Raw genomic sequence first — 21,124 nt, 5'->3', positions numbered from 1 at the left:
ACTCAACAGCTAAATACATCTTAACTAAACATCAAATCATGCCTGAAAAAGTTAAAAAAACCGACGCAGAATGGCAACAACAACTCACGCCAGAACAGTTTAAAGTCACCCGCAAAAAAGGAACGGAAAGAGCTTTTAGTGGCGAATATCACGACAACAAAAAACCAGGAACTTATAAGTGTATTTGCTGCGGCACTGAGCTATTTAAATCAGAAACCAAGTACGATTCCGGTACCGGTTGGCCGAGTTTCTACGCTCCAGTTAGCGAAGAAAATGTCAAGTGCGAGTCGGATAATACCTTGTTCATGCGCCGAACAGAGGTACTGTGCGCTGTTTGCGACGCTCATCTGGGTCACGTATTTAACGACGGCCCGAAACCTACCGGTCAGCGTTACTGCATGAATTCTGCTGCTCTTAATTTCGTCCCCAAGGATTAAATTTAGTCAACCGTTCTCAGTCAAGTGTTCTGGAACAGACTTTTGGGTCTGTTCCGGGCAATTGATGTTCAAAATGCACCCGTACTGCTATCTTATGGTGGAGGCAAAAAGAGTAAAAAAATAGTGGCGGCATGGGGATGGTATATCAGCGAGTTTTGCTGAAGCTCAGCGGTGAAGCGCTGATGGGCAGCTTGGGCTACGGCATCGATCCGATAGTCGTTCAGTCGATCGCCCAGGAAGTGGCCAAAGTCGTGTCCCAAGGCATTCAAATCGCGATTGTTGTCGGTGGTGGCAACATTTTTCGCGGGGTGAAAGCTGCTTCGGCAGGGATGGATCGGGCAACGGCTGATTATGTGGGCATGATTGCTACGGTGATGAATGCTATCACTTTGCAGGATGCCCTGGAACAAGCAGGAGTGCCAACGCGGGTGCAATCGGCGATCGCCATGCAAGAAGTAGCTGAACCCTACATCCGGCGGCGGGCAATTCGCCACCTCGAAAAAAAACGAGTAGTGATTTTTGGTGCCGGTTCTGGCAACCCTTTTTTTACTACTGATACTACAGCCGCTTTGCGGGCGGCTGAAATTGATGCAGAGGTGATTTTTAAAGCTACTAAGGTAGATGGGGTGTACGATTCCGACCCCCACCTCAACCCCAACGCGCGCAGGTATCAAACCCTCACCTATGCCCACGTCTTGAATCAAGATTTGCGGGTGATGGACAGTACGGCGATCGCCCTTTGCAAAGAAAATAATATTCCTATTATGGTATTTGACCTCTCGGTGTCGGGCAACATCTACCGAGCTGTAATGGGAGAATCTATTGGAACTCTTGTCGGAGGTTTTTGTGAAGTTAGCTGACGCAGAAGATCATATGCAAAAGGCGGTTGAGGCTACTCAACGGTCTTTTAATACTATTCGGACGGGACGGGCCAACGCCTCTCTCCTCGATCGAGTCATGGTAGACTACTACGGCTCTCCAACTCCGATCAAATCCCTTGCCAACATCGGCACCCCGGATGCGACTACGATCACTATTCAACCGTTCGATCGCACAGCGCTCAACTCGATCGAAAAAGCAATTTCCCTGTCCGATGTAGGACTCGTTCCCAACAACGACGGTTCAGTTATTCGCTTGAACATTCCGCCGCTGACGAGCGACAGACGCCAAGAATTTGTCAAAATGGCCGGGAAGTTTGCTGAAGAAGGTAAAGTTGCAATTCGCAATATCCGCCGTGATGCCGTTGACTCGATTCGCAAGCAGGAAAAAAGCAGCGATATCTCTAAAGATGAATCCCGCGACTTGCAAGATAAAATTCAAAAGCTGACGGACAAGTACATTGGCAAAATAGAAGAAGTTCTGGCAGCGAAAGAGAAAGATATCACGACTGTTTAGGGAATCGGAAATTTGGCAGGGGGAATAGGAATAGTTTTGAGATTGCCGAGATCCGGCCGCGAACAACGAGCAGACGCTTAATGATTTGTGAGTTGTGAGTTAAAAACTCAAGATTTAACACTCATTAACTTACCAATTCCTCCTGTCCCATTACCAATCACCCATTACCAGTTGTCCGGTGAAGGAATTCGTCCTGCCATTGTTAGCGGATTTAAGGCTGCTGAGGCGATCGATCGAGCTCTAGGAGGTGCCGAGGACGCTAAGGAGCCGTCCACTCAATCGATCGCCCAAGAATGGAACACTCATATGATTTGGGCCAGTCGCTTGGCTAGAGCATTCTATCAGTTTACAGGAGCTGCTTACAGAGCGGGGGTCAAATTGCCGATGACTACTCAGTTGATGAGCAAAATTTTGTGTGGCGAACTGCGTTATGCCGATATCGCTAACCGCCCTCTTAAAAAGCTGATGCCGTTTTAGAACGAAGGAAGTTCGGCAACCGATTTAACGCATGGATTTTGAGGGAAGAAAGAAGAGAGAATCTTCTTAAATCCCAATTCCTTATTCTCAATTCCTCATTTTCAAAAGCGGTAAGGTGCGCCCCTAAGCACCCTAGATAATTGGATTTCGCGTAAATCCTGTAAAATTTAAAATCTAAAATCTAAAATCAAATGATAATTTATTTTTATAAAGTAGAGGAGCCTTACGGCTGCTTTTCTAATTTTTCACTACACGACATTTCTCTGCACGGTCAATATTGGTTGACTGTGGAACATTACTATCAAGCCCAAAAATTTGTCAGCACAGATAAAAGATTAGTAGCGGCGATTCAAGCCGTAGCAACTCCTCAAGAAGCCGCTAAATTAGGTCGCGATCCCAAGCACCGGATTCGTGCTGATTGGGAAGCAGTGAAAATTCCCATTATGCGCGAAGCAGTTTTAACTAAGTTTCTCACTCATACAGACATTCAAGCTATTCTTCTTGCCACAGGGGATCGAGTGATTGTCGAGGATTCGCCAACGGATTACTACTGGGGGTGTGGCTGCGACAGAACCGGTCAAAATCATTTGGGTAAAATTCTGATGAGCGTGCGCCAAGAAATTAGTCAGGGCCAGGGGCGCTGAGAGAAAATCAAATTCTTTCGTTAATTATCATTATATGAAGTTCTACAACAAATGTCAAGTTATCCTAACAATGAAGAATTTTCATAATGAAAGTTTAAGATTGCGAGAAATTTATAAGAGCATTAAAATAATAATAATTATTATTTGCTTAACTCGCTCTGCCTGTTGAAGGCAAGGATTAAACTGGCGCCATCGCAGATTTTCCTTACGCCAGTGCGCCAGAGGCGATACACCGTCGTCTGTCTACGTTGCGCTAGCCATTAATTGTACAGATCGGTTGAGTCAAAAACTCAGGGTGAGGCATTTGAGTTGGCTCGCGACCACAGCACCTCAAAACTTCTTATTATCATTGTATTAAGTACAAAAGGAGATTTATGCACCTCAGAGAAAATACGCAAGAATTACATTATAAACTAGATAGAGAAGTTTTGATACGGCGGATAACAGAACGCATCCGCCAATCTCTAGAATTAGAAGATATTTTAACCAGTACAGTAGCAGAAGTGCGGTCTTTTTTGAAAACAGATCGCATTATGATTTACAGGTTTAGTGCTGACGGCAGCGGAGAAGTTGTTGCTGAGTCAATTAATAACAACCATCTCCCTTCCTTGAAAGGGCTGCACTTTCCAGCAGACGACATTCCCGCCAGCGCCAGGGAGATGTATGTCACTTTGCGCCAGCGGACAATAATAGATGTTAACTCAGGGACGATCGTTCTGAGTCCCCTCGATGCTGCAGACACCGGTCAACCTTTAGTAAAGGAAGAGATGCACTACCGAGCGCTCGACCCTTGCCACACAGCTTACCTGATGGCAATGGGAGTGCAATCTTCCTTAGTCGTGCCGATTTTGCACCGCAGGATAGCGTCGGAAAACAGCAAAACAGATATCTGCGAGGCGGCCACGTGTCTGACTCGATACGAGCCAGGAAATAATCAAAAAATTCACATCGAACTGTGGGGACTTTTAGTGTCTCACCACTCCGCGCCTCTCAATATTTCACCAGCAGATTTAGAAGTAGTTCAGCTCGTATCAGATCAATTGTCTAGCGCTATAGCCCACGCACTTCTCCTCGAGCAAACCCGCTCTCAAGCGGCCCGCGAAGCTACCGTGAGCCGCATAGCAGCCCTGTTATATGGTCACGTAAATATTCAACTGCAACAGGGTTTAGAAGCCACCGTCACCGCTTTGGGCGGCAGCGGTGGCCGACTCTATCTCAACCCGCCGAAAATCAACGGTGAAAATTTATCCCCTCCCAAGATTGAAGGAGGATTGCCAACTGCCCCGGCCCACAGTGATGCTACCTTTGAACTGTTCACCACAGGAGAACAACCGACACTTCCCAACTGGGAAAAAGTTAAGGCGCTGGAAGCTCATCCCCTCTGGCAGGAATGGCTAACCAAAGGATTTAAAAATACTGAAGAAATTCCCAAAATTTCAATTTTTACTAACTGTCAATTCCCAGTTTTGATAATTACCGACTTATACAAAGAACCTCTATTTAGAGTTTTAGTTCCCGCTTTCCAATCTACTAAAATTAGGGGTTTGCTGGTAATTCCCCTCCACTACAAACAACAAGTAGTTGGCTGTTTGACCATTTTTCGCAATGCAATTGATACCGAAAAAATGTGGGCGGGGCGCTTTGACACCAGCGCTGCACAAACCCTTCCCAGACAATCCTTTGAAGTCTGGCGAGAAATAAAAAAAGGTCAGTCGCCCGAGTGGAAGTACGAGGAAATTGAGCAAGCTTTAGCTATAGGCAGCCAATTTTGTTCGGCCATTGGGCAGTACGTTCTTTATAAAGAAGTGCAAACCCTGAATGCCAACTTGGAGCGCCAAGTTCAAGAACGCACCGCCCAATTGCAACAATCCTTGGACTTTGCCAAAGTATTGACGCGAGTTAGAGACCAGATTCGCAGCACCTTAGATTTAAAAATAATACTGCAAACTATTGTGCGAGAAGTCAGAGTTTTGTTGGATACCGATCGCACGGTAATCTACCAATTTGCGGCCGACAAACAGGGCGAGGTAGTTGTCGAAGCTGTTTGCGGCGAGTGGCGATCCATTTTAGGTATCACATCTCCACAAGAATGCTTTCCCGAAGGCTCAGACTGCTTTTATCGAGCCGGACGGGTGCGAGCAATTAATGATATTTATACTGAGGATTTAACACCCTGTCACCGCGAATTTTTGGAAGAGTTGCAGGTGAGAGGAAGTTTAATTGTGCCAATGAAAGGCAAAGATTCCAAATTGTGGGGGTTGCTGATTGCCCATGAGTGTTCGGGACCGAGAGTTTGGCACACAGCAGAACAGGAATTGGTGCAACATTTAGCGGCTCAAGCTGCGATCGCCATTCACCAAGCAGAACTTTATCAAGAAAGTCTCAATGCAGCAACTGCCGATCGATTAAAAGCCGAACAGCTAGCTAAAACCCTCACAGAACTGCACAATACCCAAGCCCAACTGATTCAAACCGAAAAAATGTCCAGTCTCGGACAACTTCTGGCCGGAGTCGCCCACGAAATCAATAACCCCGTTAACTTTATCTACGGCAATCTGTCCCACGCCAGCGAATACACAAAAGATTTACTCTGCTTGGTGGAACTCTACCGCCAGCACTACCCAAATCCGAACCCAGAAATTAGCGAGTGTTCCGAAGCCATCGACATCGAATTTCTTGCCGAAGATTTGCCAAAAATTTTGGGTTCCATGACAGTCGGAGTTGAGCGCATCCGCCAGTTAGTTGTATCTTTGCGTAATTTTTCCAGGAGCGATCAAGCCGAGAAAAAAGCCGTTGACATTCACGAGGGCATCGACAGTACCCTGTTGATTTTGCAGCACAGGATCAAAGCCAATTCTGATCACAACACCGTAGAAATTATTAAAGAATATGGCAAGTTGCCCTTAGTAGAATGCTATGCCAGCTCGCTCAATCAGGTATTTATGAATCTGATCGGTAATTCCCTTGACGCCCTAGAAATGGGAAAAAAAGAGCGAGTTATGGATCTTCCCTTTAAAGCGGCAAGTGCAGCGGCAACGCATTTAAGCTCCCAAATACTGCCTATCGAGTCAGGAGATATACAGGCAACCACCGAGTGTTTGATTCCTGATTTCCCATCCCCTTGCATTCGGATTCGCACGGAATTAATCAATGAAAAAACGGTAGGAATTTGCATTGCAGACAATGGTCACGGCATCCCAAAAGAGTTAATCTCTCATATATTTAATCCGTTTTTTACTACTAAACCCGTAGGTCGGGGCACGGGTTTAGGACTGTCTATCAGTTACCAAATTGTAGTTGAGAAACACCAAGGCGTACTTAAGTGTGTTTCTGTACCCGGTCATGGTACAGAGTTCTGGATCGAGATTCCCCTGAATTAGGTAGAACAACCTAAAAAACTCACCACCCAGAGTCCCGACTTCTTTAATAAGTCGGGACTCTAACATCGGGCATCAAGAAATTATTTTCTCTTCATCGCAGAGAGAGATAATTCGATTCACAAAAGCTTTTAGCTCTGGACAAGCTTGAATCGCAATCATCAAATCGTTTTTTTTCAAAATAGCCTTTCCATCAATCACTTTGTTATAGTCTCTTCTGCATTGTCCCGAGCTAAAAATCTCCTTAATCCGATCGGAAGGTGGGTTTTGGTGATTCACAGTTTCAGGCAAACCCCTAGGAACAGAACGGTTGTGTTTCGCCAGCTTCTGGATAGTTGTCCAGTAGGGAAGAAGCCATGCTTCAAAATCATGTAATGCTGTGTGAGGATAGAAGTTTGGGTTTTTATCTACCCATGTCATCATTTTCTCTTTAGCATCATTGGCATCATTAAAGTCCTGCTTTCCGGTATAAACGTCTGTAAGTGCAATTACAGCATCATAGCCATCATTATCGAGGAGATTTTCAACAATACGCTTGAGTTTTTTTTCCTTGGGAATTCCACCATTTTGTGGTTTAAAGTCGAGTCTGGGCATTTTTTGCTCTAAACGACTTTCCAGAAACTCACGAAGCTTCTTTCTAAATGCCATTTCAGTAGCACCTTCAACCAAAATAGCAATTTTCATGGACGGCCACCCATCACATTCATTTCCCAAAGCTGGTCAAGACTATAATCTTCTAACCATTTATCCAAATTAAAAGTGTCACCCCACCTCATTTTTGCCTCCCCTTCTTCCAAATCGCAGACCAAAACCTCGCTTGGATCGAGAAATCTGATGAGTCTATCTGAGTGTGTGGCAACTATCAGTTGAGTGTGTTTTGAAGCTTCTCTCATTAGATAAACTAAGTGTCTTAAGAGTTCCGGGTGTAGGCTAACTTCTGGTTCATCTAGCAACGTAATAGTTGTTAAAGTTTGACTTTGAAGGAGCGTAACCAACCAGAGAAAACGCAGCGTTCCCTCTGATAACTCATGGATATAGAAAGGCTGAGAAAAATTTTGATCTTTCCAAGTCATAGACATAGTTCCTGCGGCAACCGGAGGAAAGTTTAATCGTTCGAAATCTGGAAACGCAGCAGAAATGATATTTTCAACCATTTCAAAACGGTCGGGATCGGTTTCCCGAAGGTCATAAAGACAGGAAACCAGGTTTTCACCGCTGGCCCCAGGCAACTTTGCAGGGCGCATTGCTTGAGGTAGACGGATGGGACTTTTCTCTGAAACATCGAGTGCTCCATAATATGTGCAAGAAGCAAGGCTCTTTCTCAGGCTCTCAGGTTCGCGATACATTTTAGGAACTTGAGAAAGGGATGTTTCAAGAGGATTATGCTCCCAATTCGGTCTCACAAATCCTCTGCTTTCTTCTTGAGAATATTTAATATCCAAACCTTGTGATTCAATATACTTGAATGGTTCAGCTCTGTTGAGATTTCTCTGCTGTGTTAAAGATTCATCTCTAACTTCATAAGATAAACCTTTACGTGACAATGTTAAGCTGTACTTCAAAGGTTGTTCCTTTGGCACTTGCATTGAAATCTCAATTTCAAGTTCTTGTACTTTACCTCTTGTCAAAATTTCATTCAAGCCGCCTTTAAGTTGCAATAAATTCTGTAAATTTCCACTTGCTGAAGCGGCTAGTATTGAAAGAACATCTAAAAAAGAAGTTTTTCCTGCTCCGTTTGCACCAATCATGACGATGAGATTTCTCATCTCAAGCTCAATATTTTGAAGACGCCGAAAACCCCTTACTGATATATTTTCAAATCTATTCATACTACTAACCATCATTACTATCAATAGTTAAACTAGCCTAGACAGATATATCCAGACTAGGCTAAGTATACCTGCCTGACAGACATTAGGGGTTTAGTAAAGCCAGATGGGTGTATGAAACGCTCTACATCGCTTGGGTTGGCGCAGCATGAAAAGTCGTTGGAGCAGGCCGTTCACAAGTCTTTAAGGCAAGATCAACTTCACCAGCACAGAACCGATCGAACCGAGGAGACTCATAAAGTCGCCCCGGCTGGAAGTGCGGGGTTCCGTAGGCTTTTGACGTGCAACAATGGCTTCGCCTAACTGCTTTGACAACTCCTGACCTTGGGGATTTCCTTGAGCTGCAAAGAGTTTGTTTGCTATTGCAGCGTCTTGAGTCGCGCCGGCGAAGTCTCCCAAGTCAGCGCGAGACATACTGCGCGCAAAATAAACGGCGGCTAAATCCGATTTCAGATTCAGCGCTTGATTGTAATAATCAATGGCGTTTCTGTAGTTTCCTGCTTGAGCTTCCAGCACTCCCAACCGGTAGAAGTCTTCAGCGGTGCCGATATTGGTTGGCATTCCTCTAACTCCGAGCAGTTGCGCGTTAGTTAAATTGACGCCTTGCAAATTGGCGTCGCTGAGATAGGCACTTCTCAAGTCAGCACCGCTGAGGTTGGCACCGCTGAGGTTAGCCCCTGTCAGGTTGACGCCAAACAGGCTGGTGCCGCTGAGGTTGGCACCGCTGAGATCAGCCCCGGTGAGGTTGGCTCGACTGAGGTTCGCCAACCTCAAGTCAGCACCTTTGAGATTGGCTCCGGTTAAGTTGGCTAAAACCAAGCCTGCACTGCTGAGGTCGCAGTTGGGGCACTGTCGGGTGGCTAGTAATTGTTGCGTGTGTTGGATGTTCTCGGCGGGTGCAGGAGCGATCGGGGCGATCGAGCTCAGCAGCGTTACAGCAGCGAGGATTCTGAGTTTCATTTTAACCGTCCAAAATCCAAAATATTAAATCTAAAATAGCTTTTCTCGAAGCAATTGAAAATCACCATAACACAAGTTTACCCAACAAATCTTTTGACTTGCCGTATGTAGGAGTTCTGTGCGCCATCAGCACCCTACATTGAAGTTCTCGGCCTTACCTTAGTGTCAAATAAAGATTTCGCTGCCCATAAATTAGGGTATTGACCCTCTCCTGACTAAAGCCGAGGGGATTCTAAGAAGATGTTACGAAACGGGATAAATCCGCGCTTCTTCACAATTTCTCTCTAGTTTCAGAAGATTAATCCTTCTTGGGGCAGTCAATGACCCCCTAGACACTCCGGCAAAGCCATTGTGCTTACTTTTTCTTCCGATATTTGCTGAACCATTCAAGTCACTGTTAACCAGATGTTCCTCTTTTGTCCGATACAATCCTCGTCGCTTAATTCGTTTACCAGAGAACTGGTAATTCTTAGGATTGTCGGCATTGTAAACAGGTACTTCATCACCATCGATAGCACTTGCCTTGCTGGTATACGACTCTTCCTGTTCGGTGTAAACGAATCCGTATCGCTCACACAGCGCTCTCAACTTAGAACGCAAAGAATAAAACGGGATTTGTACAAAGTTCTGGTTGTTGCACTTTCCGATGTTGATTTCCTGTTTGATTCCAGGATTATAACCAACAATCAGTTGTGCAATCTGGTTATCAATGCAGTGGTTGACTATAAACCGTGCTGCCTTGTTCAGGTAATCTCTCACCTGATTATTGCGCCTTGTCACCAGCTTTACTTGCTGGTTGGTAATACCTTTAATTCCCTGCTTATCCTTGATGGATTGCAGACAAGCATTGCGTTTGTTGTACCACTGGTTAATCGATTTAATTGGTTTGCCATCCACAAGGAAGGATGCCCCATTGGTATCAACACAAGCAGCAACGTTGTCTACTCCCAAATCAATGCTAATCGAACTACGGGGATTGACTTATACGGGTTCTGGTTCTACTTCGTTGATAAATTCAACCTCGAAGTATCGACCGTTGTATTTGGGGTGAATGCGAATCTATTTGAGGGATTCGTAGTCAATGCGGTCGGGAAAGTTGAGCCAGACTTCCCCAAACTGTTTCTTGAACTGATTGGACATGGGTATCAGAAACTTGCCGTCTTTGATGAGCAGTCTCGGTACTTTTGTCTTGTCCTTACGGGTAGACCACCCGCAAGGGATTATCAGCAAGAAGTAGCCGTCTTTTGGCAAGTAGTGAGGAAGCTTAACTCGCTGTTGGTAGCTTCCCTCACTACTTGCACTAATCAATCCGTAGAAGCTTTTGAATGTTCGGTCTACTACCTTGAGTGTCTGTTGACGTTTTTCTCCCTGGTCTAAAGACGCAGGGTTTCCAACGAGGATTTTCTATGAAAACCTCATTACCCTTTAGCCGCTGTTCTCGGCAACCATAAAAATTAACAAATAAATTAGTCGTGAATCGTGCCGTCGGGCATCGTTGTACCCTTAAGATATACTCCGCTCAGGTTAACTTTTGTAAGGTTTGCTCCCAACAGGTTTGCTCCGCTTAAGTCTGACGCACTTAAAATCGCTTCAGTCAAGTCTGCCCTAATTAGACTCGCCCCCATTAAGTCAGCTCCGCTAAGGTCTACTTTGCTCAAGTTTGCGCCAATTAAATCGCATTCTGTGAGCACCGCCCTACGCAAGTTTACTCCGTAAAGATTTACTCCGTGCAAGTCTGCACGGCTGAGTGTTGCCCGAGATATGTTGGCTCCAATTAAAGTTGCTTGGATCAGGGAAGCTCCGCTCAAGTCTGCTTTGCTGAGATTTGCGCCCATCAACTCAGCTCGATTCAGGTTAGCTTCAAGTAAAAGTGCTTCTGTGAGGTCTGCTCCACCTAAGTCTGCTTTGCTCAAGTTAATCTTGCACAAATTGGCTTTGCCAAAGTTGACTCTGTTGAGTTTGGCTTTGCTGAGATTGGCTCCAATCAGGTCGGCTTCATACAGATTGGCTCCAATCAATTCTGCTTCGTAGAGGTAGACCTCGTGCAGGTAGACCCCGCTAAAATTTCTTTCTCCTATTGCGTATAGCTTGAGCAGTTCGTCAACGTTCATTGTGGCTTCTCTACACCTTTTAAATGAAGAATACTGTCAGCAAGCTGGTTGCACCGGATGTTCTGCTATTTTAGATTCTGAAATATTCACACCCTGGGTGAAACTTCCCTGAATCTGCAAGGTTTGAGTATAAATTAGAGGGTTTGGTGAGGGTGAAGGACAAAGCTGCATTCTCTTTTCCCTTTGGTTAAACATTAACCTTTAAAAATTTTAACCACAAGTTTGATCGCACTTCCCAAAGATTCTAGGTGGAAAGTCCGATTGATCGAACCCATAACTTTTTGTGCATAGTTGAGTTCACTGAACATACGTGTGATATAGATCACTGACCGATGTTAGTAGTATCACATAGGATACCCCCTTTCGATCACAGCAGGCAGGAAAAAATAGCCGATACTCATACTGTAATACTGAAAAATTGACAATACCACCCTTGTCGTGTTTTACTCAAATGGCGATAAAGTCAGTAGTTTCACAGATACTTGCCCGCTTGCTGTGAAAGTCGGTTGCAACGTCACTCGCCGCTACCCACTCCGGGTGATGAGAGTGTTGATGTATCAAGATTTCTCACACAGCGAAAGCCAGAAATGCACTTCTGGGAGTAGGGGAATGTCTGTATAAAAATGCGATCGCTGGTGTACAGACATTCCTCTGTTTGCTAGCACCTAATGGCTAAAAATCGCTTATACGTTCGCAATAAATACCAATAAATACCAGGAAAACCATGATAAATGTTTAACAATAAGAGAATAAATGGTATTCCTTAAGAGTCACCTATTGTCGGTAATGTTACAGTCGATCCGTTCACTGCTATCACTATTAGCAATGACGCTTTTCCATCAAATACAAAAATGATCCAGAAACCTGGTTTTTGACCCACAAAAATCATGGCAACCTTGCTCCAGGTTAAAATAATCCGGTTTCTGAGCGTCTGACTGCCTCCAGGAAGGAAAAAGTTTAATGAGAACGATCGCTTTTGTATTGCTTCAGGGCAAACAAAAGGTCAGCATTTAGGATGGGAGCAGCTTTCGCTCCCTTGTCAAACAAAGGTATTGTAGAACGCGAATCGTGAGGTAATTGATATGGCTGGAGTATGTAAACTTAGCATCACAGAGACAAGTGAAGAGCTAAAAAACCTGTTAACTGAACAAAAAACGGCAAGCGGCTTTCAAAAAATTCAAGCACTTTACCTGTTCAAAATTTGTCATGTTAAGACAGTTAAAGAATTGGCAATGACTATTGGGGTAAATCGAATTACAGTGCAGCGGTGGCTGAGAAAGTACCGATCTGATGGACTAGAAGGACTCCTCGAAACAAAGCACAGCGGCGGCCGCAAGCCGGCCATTCCTCCGCTGGCACGCGCTAGTTTGGCAATGCGCCTCAGCGACCCCCATAAAGGCTTTAAAAGCTATGGAGAAATTCAAGAGTGGTTGCAGCAGGAATATAGCATCGAGGCTTCCTATAAAGCCGTTTACGCAACAGTCAGATACCAGCTAAAAGCTAAGCTGACGAAAGTCTAGACTGTTCATACCACGTCGGATTAAGCACCTATTATCTAATTATTTGCCGTCAGCTTTTGAAGATTTTGAGGAGTTGCGTCATCACGACAAACCGGACTAATTCTTTTTTAACAAAACTCGCTCTCATAAACTGCGGAGCATATAAATTGTATGTTGTGGCAATGGGGTGAAGGGGAGAAGATTTGATGCTTTTCCCGGGTTTGTGAAAGATGCTTAAAAAATTGGTTAGAAAGCATAACTTGCAAGTTTTGTCTAATTTGCAAGTTTTGTTATATGGATGGAAAAATTGACAGCGGCTAAGGCAAAAACCGATCCAAAGCCGCTTTCAATTCTTCGATTTCCGTATCGATATTACCTTCTTTAGCGGCTCGGGCAATGCACTCGGTTAAGTGTTCGTCAAGAATGATTCTCGCTACGCGATCGAGCGCGCCTCGCACCGCAGCAACTTGCACCAGAACTTCGGGACAGGGACGGTTTTCTTGAACCATTGTTTTAATGCCGCGGACGTGCCCCTCAATCCGAGACAAGCGATTTACCAGCCGTCGCATCGATTCTTCATCGTGATGGTGAGGGTGGACTGATTGATCGTCGTGATGGTGGTGGTGGGAATTTGAGGGCAAGGATTTGTCAGTAGAAGTATCAGATATAATCATTGGGGTTACGAGGGAAATTTTTAAAAGTTAGAATTCAGAATATGTTGAGTTCGTGCGGGCTCGTGACTCATGTATTGTAACTGTCTAAATACATTTAGGATCTTCATAATGGCAGATTATTGAGTCCGCACGATCGCACACCTTTACCAGACTAACCCAGACTAACAAAGATTGACGCTATGCGACTATTTAAGTTTTTTCGGCCTGCACCTCGAATCGGTGCTCGTTGGTTCGCCCTAATTTTAGGAATGACTATCGCCCTGAGTGCGTTAGCAATCAATGCTGCACCCGCTGCCGCTGATGGCAGCAATCCGCCCAACTTACAGTTCCAGAGTTTCCCACCCACCGCCGCGAATCCCCAACTGTTAGCGCTGCGGAGTCCTGAACTCCCAGGGGATACCGGCAGTTTTGTGACCGCCGCTGTCGATCGAGTCGGGCCGGCAGTTGTTCGCATTGATACCGAACGCACTGTCAGCCGCAACATCGATCCCTTAATGGAAGACCCCTTCTTCCGCAGGTTTTTGGGAGAAGATTTACGGAGCATGACCCCCAGACAAGAACGCTTACGCGGTCAAGGTTCCGGCTTCATCATTGACAAAAGCGGGATTGTTTTAACCAATGCTCACGTAGTTGACAAAGCCGATCGAGTTACTGTCACCTTAAACGACGGCAGGACATTTCCAGGAAAAGTGCAAGGTACTGACGAAGTAACAGATTTGGCTGTTGTCAAAATTAATACCAAGGAAGTTAACTTGCCCGTGGCAACGCTAGGAGATTCCGACGCGGTGAAAGTAGGAGATTGGGCGATCGCCGTGGGCAACCCCCTGGGATTTGACAACACCGTCACCTTGGGCATTATCAGCACCCTCAAACGATCCAGTGCAGCCGTCGGCATTCCCGACAAGCGGCTCGATTTCATTCAAACCGACGCCGCCATCAATCCCGGCAATTCCGGCGGCCCGCTGTTAAACAGCAGAGGAGAAGTGATTGGCATCAACACGGCGATTCGAGCTGATGCAATGGGTATAGGCTTTGCGATTCCGATCGACAAAGCCAAGGCCATCTACGCGCAGTTAGCCAAGGGAGAACAAGTCAGCCATCCGTTTTTGGGAATTCAGATGATTGCTTTGACTCCTGAAATGGCCAGAGAGAATAATTCTGACCCCAATGCTCCTTTAATTGTGCCGGAAGTGAAAGGGGTGTTAGTGATGCGAGTTGTGCCAAATACCCCTGCTGAGAAAGCAGGCCTTCGCAAAGGGGATGTGATAGTTCAAATAGACGGTGAGGGAGTGACTGAGGCCGAACAGTTGCAAAGTTTGGTGGACAACAGCACAATCGGTCAAATTCTGAAACTGAAAGTGCGGCGCGGTTCCCAGATTAAAGAAGTAGCCGTTCAAACTGCTCAATTGCAAGATTTTTAGAAGTGAAGGGGAACGGGGGAAACTGTTAAACACCACATAAAGTTTGTAGTGAGGATTTTCGTCAAATCTTAATATTTTTAGGTAAGCTGTTGTGCATTTAAATTGTATGTTGAGGACGGGTTCTCCTGCCCACATCACCAGAGTCAAAAATTATTTTACCGTGCAATTTAAATACACAGCTTAATAGCGACTAAAATCCTCACTACAAACGAGTTTTATTATTGGTGATTGATATGACACGAGTTCAACTTGCCTATCCCAAAATTCCCGATAGTAAAAATTGCCCTCATGAACAATGTATAGCTTTTGAGAAGTACGATGGCACTAATTTGCATTGGGTTTGGGAAGTTGAACTTGGTTGGTATGCTTTTGGTACGCGCCGCAGTAGATTTGATTTGGATGAGATGGGAATTGCAGAATTTAATGCTGCACATCCAGGTTTAGAAGAAGCACCTGAAATATTTAAAAGAGATTTTGCTAGTCCCTTAGAGTCTATATTTCGAGAGAACGAACAGTATCAATGCGCTGAAATTACTGTGTTTACAGAGTTTTTTGGTGCTAACTCGTTTGCGGGAATGCACCAAAAGGACGATCGCAAACAACTGGTGCTTTTTGATGTGGAAACTGAGGGCGGTATGGTTGTTCCCGATCGGTTTATTCAGGATTTTGGTAAATTAAATATTGCGCGAGTGATTTATCGCGGCAAACTGACGGGCAAGTTTATGGACGATCTTCGCAAGGGGAAATACGGTGTGGATGAAGGTGTTGTGTGCAAGGGAGGCAGCAATGCTAATAATCTGTGGATGGTGAAGATTAAGACTGATGCGTATATGCAGAGATTGCAGCAAGCTTTTAAGGATGATTGGGAAAATTACTGGGAGTAATATCAAATCTGAAGACTAAGTTTTTCCATGAATCGATCGAGTAGTGCGATCGCTAAAACCTCGTCTTTTGCTTGAGTACAATTAACCTTGTCGTTTTCTTCAACCTAATCTGGATCAATACTTGGTTCAATCAGAGCCATGTGCTAAGGAATTAGCTATCTCATCCCCTAGTCTTCTTGCGCCTAGCGCGTCAATTTCCTGTAACTGCCCCAACAAAGTCATCAGGTTACTAGGTCGAGGTTGTCTATCTATTATCCAACTGCGATCTGAATCCCAGAGATCAGCAAGAAGTTGAACTAAAAGTTCACTTTCGTCATTTCTACTACGGGGTAAGAGTTCGGGGTTTTGGATTAGCATTTTGAAAAGTAAACAGCGGAAGAGTCTATAATTCGTTGATTTGCCAACACGGTACAATTTTGTTCTCAACCACCAATCAGGAAGTAATACTTCTTGAAAACGCTCTAAAAACTCCATAAGCCATTGATCTGCTTGAGTTGCATACTTAAGATTTTCGTGAGACCATTGCCACAGTATGTCAATTAATTTTTGCCAGACATCTCTGGTTTTACCGAGGAATCGTAGATTTGACTCCGGCTGGTTTCTAAGGTAAAAAAGATATTCTCCAACTGTACAGGCTATGTGATTTCTAAATGAGTGGTCAATTAGATCCGAAGAATTGCCCTCAACAATGCAGTAACTCAAAGTATCTACAACATGACCTAAAACAATGCAATCTACCAGGTCAACATTTTTGATAACCTGGAGAATTACATTAATTCGTGTAGCAACTTCGCTAGAAGTTGATTTTACTATCGTATCTATTATTTGAGATTGAGCTGAATAAAGTTGTGTTTCTACAGAATCATCTCCATCCTCTTCTTGCTCTGCTTTGTTCTCTACATAAACTGTTGCCCTTTCGTGAAACAAAGCAAAAAGCACTTGTTCGCGTAATAAACTGATTAAATCGAGCTCTATCTCGCTATCTGGCTTTGCTTCTAGCACCGGAATCAAAGCTGCTGCTAAAAAATCCCAATCCAAGTAATTGTGTAAGCAGCGAGGTTGTTGCAGAGGTTGGATAAGTATTTCTGGAATCCATTGAAAAACATCACTTATAGAAATTCCTGAAATTTTTTTCTCTTCAAAATCCTTTTGCAAACTAGACCATGCCTCTTCAATTTGAGGCTCTTCTCGTTTGCTTATTTCTTCAGCATAGGGTACTGCATAAGTCAGGAAAAGGAGGCGGGCTATTCTGGGTACAATATTGATGAGTTCTTGGGTGAGAGGGTGAACAAGCCCATATTCTTTTATCCATGAACTCATAAAAGCAGATGTATTGCAATTGCGGACACCAATAAGGCAACGGAAAGCAGATGCTCGAAGTAAGGTTTCAGATTTGCATCTTCGCAGTAATTTAGGGGCTGCATGAGCGAGAAAAGCTTCAGCATCCATATTATAATTCTGACAACGACTGCCGTCATCTAAACTTATCGGTAGATTAGAAAAATCACTAGCATAATCAGTGATGTAGTTCTCCAGTTCTGGGTTGAGATTATCAACAGGAAACTCTAGAGTAACAGCAATGGTTGCCCAAATTGTATCGATAAAAGCTTTCTTTCCCAAGCCTTCTTGTAGAGAAGAAAGCTGTTCTTCACTGGTTAGAAGAGTAACAAACTCCCTATGTAGTTCTGGTGTCTTTTGCAACTCACCATCTACAATTTTTCGGCACATCATTACGATTTGGAAATGCGGAAGATTCCAAATTGCAGATTCGGCTTGAGCATCAACTTCAGGATCTTCAGGTAGAGTACCGACGAAGCCAAAGCTTCTAGTTCCATGTTCATCCTTTTCCGACAGCCAGTTGTTGCCTTCAAACCAAGCTCGGATTTTTAATGCACCATAGCGACTGACCTCTGGAATAAAATTAATTTGGTGATTATCCCAGTCTGCCAAAATCTGAGATGTTGCATCCAAAGGAATGTTTCCCTTTAGCCACATTGGGAGTGCTATCTCTAAAAGGGAAATTTTTCGGTGAGATAACTGATGAAATTCAGCTAACTCTTGAGATTCCTCGTTTGACAGTCGGCTCCATGCCTTCCCAAAATCGAATGCAAAATCTTGTCCCCGATCAATTAATTCAAACTCTAACCATACCCAAAGTTGTAATGACGACTGTAGAGGTAGTAAGGAACCTTTCAAAAGATTGGGATCGCATTTAGCCAGCGAAATGAGTACCCCAAGCATTGCAACAGTGTCAGCACGCTCAAAAATAATTGATATAGAACGTTCGAGTGCTGCTTTAGTCGGACGACTGTAGAGCCATCCCTCCAGCGTCATTAAGAAACAAGCGACAATATTTGGTGACTTACTATACTTGCGATGCCAGTACAAAGCATGACGACCACCTTTGAAGTCTTTTCTGTTCTCGCCAATAAGCAAAGTTACACCATCAATATCAGTTTTTGGCATACCCTCCAGTTTGTTTTTTACCCAGCGATGCTCATGCCAGTAATCTGTGGCTACCTTACAAAGGGTTGCAATAACATCAATGGCAAGAACTTCATTAATTTGTAAGAGAGACAGGAGCGGAATAAACTTGAATGTACAGACATCAATCTCGTCCGCTCCTTTTGTTCCAAGATAATTGGTTAACCTATGAGAGTTATTATCGAATTCATAACGATAACCTGGCGGTGAAATAGTTAGAGCTAAAAGTAATTCAGCACCGAGTTGTGGATTGATACGAACTACACAATTGAGATATATACCTCCTTGCTTAAGCATGAACTTGCGAAAGTTATTATTAACTTTTCCTGATGGCCCTTTTGGATGTGGAGGCTCAAGCACACCTACACCATCTCTAGTGAAAGAAAAAGAGGTTTCAGTTGGTTCTAATCTATTTGCTGGTGTAATCTCTCGTCCTGCTAAAACTCTCAAAAACCAGGCTGAACGTTCTGGAATAATCTTGAGCGCAAACACTATACAGGCAAAAGCATTTGATGAAAAATCACCTAAATAGTATTCTTTTTTATGGACAGGGGAAGGTAACGCTCCTTTCTCTCTTAGCTCGATTATCTGGTTTAGGTCTTCCCAACTGTCTACTCGCGCTTCTGGTTCAGAAGCGGGTGGATCAGGATCGGGCAGCAATATTCTTTGCAGCAAGTTAAGGACAAACTCTGCAACCTCAACCCGGAAAGAAAATTTTTCTGCAAATATTCCCCAGTTCAGCCAAGCCTCAGCCGCTCTGAAAACTAAACAAGATTCCTCGATTACAGTCTCTGGATTTTGAGATAAGAGCCATCGCCACACAGGTTCCCACAAATGCGCTTTTGGAATTCCCGTTATCTGCTCCTGTATGACCAGCCTTGTGCCTGCAGACGTAGATTCAGAGATTCTTGCAAAGGCTGGATTTGGAAAAGTTGCGATCGCTAGAAGACGAGAGATGAGATGCTTGATGAAAAAAGGAAGGTGTTCGCCGGAACAGCCTTGGAGAACTGAACTTGGCTGTCTGCTCAAGATCGCGCCATCGAGAAGTAAGTCAATAAGCTGTAAATGATTACCTTCCTTTGCCTCTTGAAGCAATTCCTGCCATGTTTCAGTCTCTTCTGATTCCATCGCAAGATACAAAGCAAACCAGCGTACTGGCTGAGACCAAAGAGGATTTCTCAGCTTCGTTGCAAGCTTACTGACATCTAGTTCGCGACGTTTCCCCAGAAGGTAGCGAAACCTTGCACAATCTCCTACAAAACGGTGTGTGACAGCTACTTTTTCCTCTGCAACTCGAAGACAGTCTCGCCGCACCAAGGTATCTAGAACTTTGGAATCAATCTCAGAGTCATAGAGAGACAGATCAGGAGTAAATTTATTGGCTAATGAAATGGCTGTCCTAATTAGCGCACGACCTTCTTCACTGCCATCGCGTCCATTGTTTACATGAAAGCGCCAGAACCAAGCAAGCAAATCTAGGTCATTTTTGAAGGCTGAAGCATCGATATCATCTCGCTGAACGCTACTAATCAGCCAGTCAAGAAGCTTAAGGTTTAAGGCAGGCCCAAACTGATCAGCGCGTTGAACAAGACTAGCAACTTCGCCTGGTAAAGTATTAGATGACTGAAGATCGTTTATAGGTAGTTGTGGAAGCTTAACAACATTTATAGAAATTTCTGCGCCAAGTCGAGCATCAATTTTGTCACGAACTCGGCGTTCAGCATCTAGATGCGCCACAAGAACGAAACGCACATCCGTTGATGTCTCGCTAGCCAAAGCATTTTGAAGAAGGTTAAGTACACAATCAAAGCTTTGATCATCGACATCACTCAGGTCATCTATGATGATGATGGGCTTCTCAATTACCTGAGCTGTTAAGAGTTCATCAATACGTCTTGTATCTCGGCTAGATGTAGAGTCTGGGGTTTCTGTGAAGGAAATAATGTCAGATGGATGGAGAAACAAGCGCGTATAATCTTGAAAGCTTGTTTGCATACCCAGCTTACAAAGTGCTGATTTTCCAGATCCCGATGACCCGATGAGAAGGGTTATCCGCTTCGTGAGTACAGATGCTTGTAGCTGTGAGAGTAAATCTGTCTTAGGTAGAGACAGACTGCCACCGAGTGTATGTCGAATAGCATGAAGTCGATAGCGGGATTGGCTGAATAATCTTGCCTGTGTTGCTCGCAACGCTTCCAAGCTTTTATCATGTATAAGTTCCCGCCATATAAGAGCGCTTATACGCTCAGGAGATAAGCCTGAACCAAGTTGAAGAAGATAGCCTAACCATCGCCCAATAGTTGTCTCCGTATCTTCATCCCGTAAAAGATTTTCTAACTCAGCCTTTAAGTCTAATCTTGGGTCAGCAACAAACTCATAGCTGACACAAGTTTTGAATGTATCAAGCCTTTGTGCTTGATCTCGTGTTAATGTAGGGTTCCATTCTTTAATAACTTTATTAGGATTCCTATTATCCTCAAACTTTCCAGAGATTTTGAACCGTAAGTGTTCTACCAACTCTGGTGTAAGTTCAGAAGCAAGATTGAAAATTTTCCAAAGTTCTTCAAGCGCTTCACGAATCGCCTTGCCTGAAAGAGTTCGTTTAACTTGTGTGAGGGTAACAACTTTACCTGATTCAGTAATGTCTGAAATGGCTTCTGCGAGAATTTTATGGGCTGTATTCGGGTCTTGGCGCTCGGCTTCTGAAGCTTCTTTCCATTGACGTACAATTTTCAGCAGTGTCAACAGGAATTGGTGATCGAATCCGCTCAAAGCCAGTAAACCACCCTCTGCTTGCTTAGGATAAAATTCCTCCCAAGCACTTCGTAGCTCATCTAACTGAGAGAGCAGATTTATTTCGGAGGATGTTACAGTCGGGCTTGTTGTTTCACTATTGACCATGCCTAATCCTAACTTTTCCTATAAAAGTTTG

17 protein-coding genes and 1 pseudogene are annotated in these 21,124 nt (G+C 44.2%); 9 read left to right on the top strand and 9 right to left on the bottom strand.

Translation table 11 applies throughout. From position 1 onward, the window contains the following. The first annotated feature begins 38 nt into the window (after positions 1 to 38). The 6 genes from msrB to QUA10_RS20170 all read left to right on the top strand — a co-directional run bounded on the left by msrB (position 39) and on the right by QUA10_RS20170 (position 6,333). Positions 39 to 437: a peptide-methionine (R)-S-oxide reductase MsrB gene (gene msrB, locus QUA10_RS20195; RefSeq protein WP_333084305.1), complete on the top strand. Its 399-nt coding sequence runs from the start codon at positions 39 to 41 to the stop codon at positions 435 to 437. Between the two features lie 131 nt (positions 438 to 568). Then, entirely contained in the window at positions 569 to 1,297 is a 729-nt protein-coding gene (pyrH, locus tag QUA10_RS20190; protein ID WP_333076369.1) for a UMP kinase, read from the top strand. Further along, complete coding sequence (frr, locus tag QUA10_RS20185) at positions 1,284 to 1,832, top strand: ribosome recycling factor (RefSeq protein ID WP_333034638.1); 549 nt, start codon at positions 1,284 to 1,286, stop codon at positions 1,830 to 1,832. The genes pyrH and frr overlap by 14 nt, the downstream gene beginning before the upstream one ends. 87 nt (positions 1,833 to 1,919) lie before the next feature. Then, a complete protein-coding gene (locus tag QUA10_RS20180) occupies positions 1,920 to 2,309 on the top strand; it encodes a hypothetical protein (protein ID WP_333084306.1) in 390 nt (129 codons plus the stop codon). Positions 2,310 to 2,500: 191 nt separating this feature from the next. Next, on the top strand, positions 2,501 to 2,953 hold the full coding sequence (locus tag QUA10_RS20175; RefSeq protein ID WP_333084307.1) for an NADAR family protein: 453 nt from the start codon (positions 2,501 to 2,503) through the stop codon (positions 2,951 to 2,953). 374 nt (positions 2,954 to 3,327) lie between these two features. Beyond that, the gene (locus QUA10_RS20170; protein WP_333084308.1) at positions 3,328 to 6,333 is read left to right on the top strand and encodes a GAF domain-containing protein; all 3,006 of its coding nucleotides are present in this window, start codon (positions 3,328 to 3,330) and stop codon (positions 6,331 to 6,333) included. 72 nt (positions 6,334 to 6,405) lie between these two features. On the opposite strand, the gene QUA10_RS20165 is transcribed toward QUA10_RS20170, so the two are convergent. The 7 genes and pseudogenes from QUA10_RS20165 to QUA10_RS20135 all read right to left on the bottom strand — a co-directional run bounded on the left by QUA10_RS20165 (position 6,406) and on the right by QUA10_RS20135 (position 11,401). Beyond that, positions 6,406 to 7,014, bottom strand: coding sequence for a DUF4276 family protein (locus QUA10_RS20165; RefSeq protein ID WP_333084309.1), 609 nt, complete (start codon positions 7,012 to 7,014; stop codon positions 6,406 to 6,408). Further along, on the bottom strand, positions 7,011 to 8,159 hold the full coding sequence (locus QUA10_RS20160) for an AAA family ATPase (RefSeq protein ID WP_333084310.1): 1,149 nt from the start codon (positions 8,157 to 8,159) through the stop codon (positions 7,011 to 7,013). The genes QUA10_RS20165 and QUA10_RS20160 overlap by 4 nt, the downstream gene beginning before the upstream one ends. A gap of 183 nt (positions 8,160 to 8,342) precedes the next feature. Beyond that, entirely contained in the window at positions 8,343 to 9,119 is a 777-nt protein-coding gene (locus QUA10_RS20155; RefSeq protein WP_333084311.1) for a pentapeptide repeat-containing protein, read from the bottom strand. A gap of 243 nt (positions 9,120 to 9,362) precedes the next feature. Then, positions 9,363 to 10,085, bottom strand: a pseudogene (locus tag QUA10_RS20150) (RNA-guided endonuclease TnpB family protein); the annotation flags it as partial. Positions 10,086 to 10,178: 93 nt separating this feature from the next. Beyond that, positions 10,179 to 10,427 carry a hypothetical protein gene (locus QUA10_RS20145; protein ID WP_333084312.1) on the bottom strand — a complete coding sequence of 83 codons (249 nt, stop codon included), beginning with the start codon at positions 10,425 to 10,427 and terminating at the stop codon, positions 10,179 to 10,181. A gap of 158 nt (positions 10,428 to 10,585) precedes the next feature. Next, a complete protein-coding gene (locus tag QUA10_RS20140; protein WP_333084313.1) occupies positions 10,586 to 11,230 on the bottom strand; it encodes a pentapeptide repeat-containing protein in 645 nt (214 codons plus the stop codon). Positions 11,231 to 11,266: 36 nt separating this feature from the next. After that, on the bottom strand, positions 11,267 to 11,401 hold the full coding sequence (locus tag QUA10_RS20135) for a hypothetical protein (protein WP_333086349.1): 135 nt from the start codon (positions 11,399 to 11,401) through the stop codon (positions 11,267 to 11,269). A gap of 911 nt (positions 11,402 to 12,312) precedes the next feature. Between QUA10_RS20135 and QUA10_RS20130 the strand changes: the two genes are divergently transcribed. Then, positions 12,313 to 12,750 (top strand): helix-turn-helix domain-containing protein, encoded by a 438-nt coding sequence (locus QUA10_RS20130; protein ID WP_333084315.1) that lies wholly within the window; start codon positions 12,313 to 12,315, stop codon positions 12,748 to 12,750. Positions 12,751 to 13,046: 296 nt separating this feature from the next. Here the strand turns inward: QUA10_RS20130 and QUA10_RS20125 are convergent, their stop codons facing one another. Continuing rightward, positions 13,047 to 13,403, bottom strand: a complete 357-nt coding sequence (locus QUA10_RS20125) for a metal-sensitive transcriptional regulator (RefSeq protein WP_333084317.1) — start codon at positions 13,401 to 13,403, stop codon at positions 13,047 to 13,049. Between the two features lie 179 nt (positions 13,404 to 13,582). Here QUA10_RS20125 and QUA10_RS20120 point away from each other — a divergent pair, with 179 nt between their 5' ends. Together QUA10_RS20120 and QUA10_RS20115 are read left to right on the top strand one after the other, a co-directional pair. Beyond that, entirely contained in the window at positions 13,583 to 14,824 is a 1,242-nt protein-coding gene (locus tag QUA10_RS20120; protein WP_333084319.1) for an HhoA/HhoB/HtrA family serine endopeptidase, read from the top strand. Between the two features lie 233 nt (positions 14,825 to 15,057). After that, complete coding sequence (locus QUA10_RS20115; protein ID WP_333084321.1) at positions 15,058 to 15,708, top strand: RNA ligase family protein; 651 nt, start codon at positions 15,058 to 15,060, stop codon at positions 15,706 to 15,708. A 126-nt stretch (positions 15,709 to 15,834) separates the two neighbouring features. On the opposite strand, the gene QUA10_RS20110 is transcribed toward QUA10_RS20115, so the two are convergent. After that, positions 15,835 to 21,093, bottom strand: a complete 5,259-nt coding sequence (locus tag QUA10_RS20110; protein WP_333084322.1) for a hypothetical protein — start codon at positions 21,091 to 21,093, stop codon at positions 15,835 to 15,837. Between the last annotated feature and the right edge of the window lie 31 nt (positions 21,094 to 21,124).

The sequence above is a fragment of the Microcoleus sp. Pol8_D6 genome (assembly GCF_036700965.1).
In the GTDB taxonomy this organism is placed as follows: Bacteria; Cyanobacteriota; Cyanobacteriia; order Cyanobacteriales; family Microcoleaceae; genus Microcoleus.
This window is presented reverse-complemented; position numbering and strand designations above follow the sequence as displayed.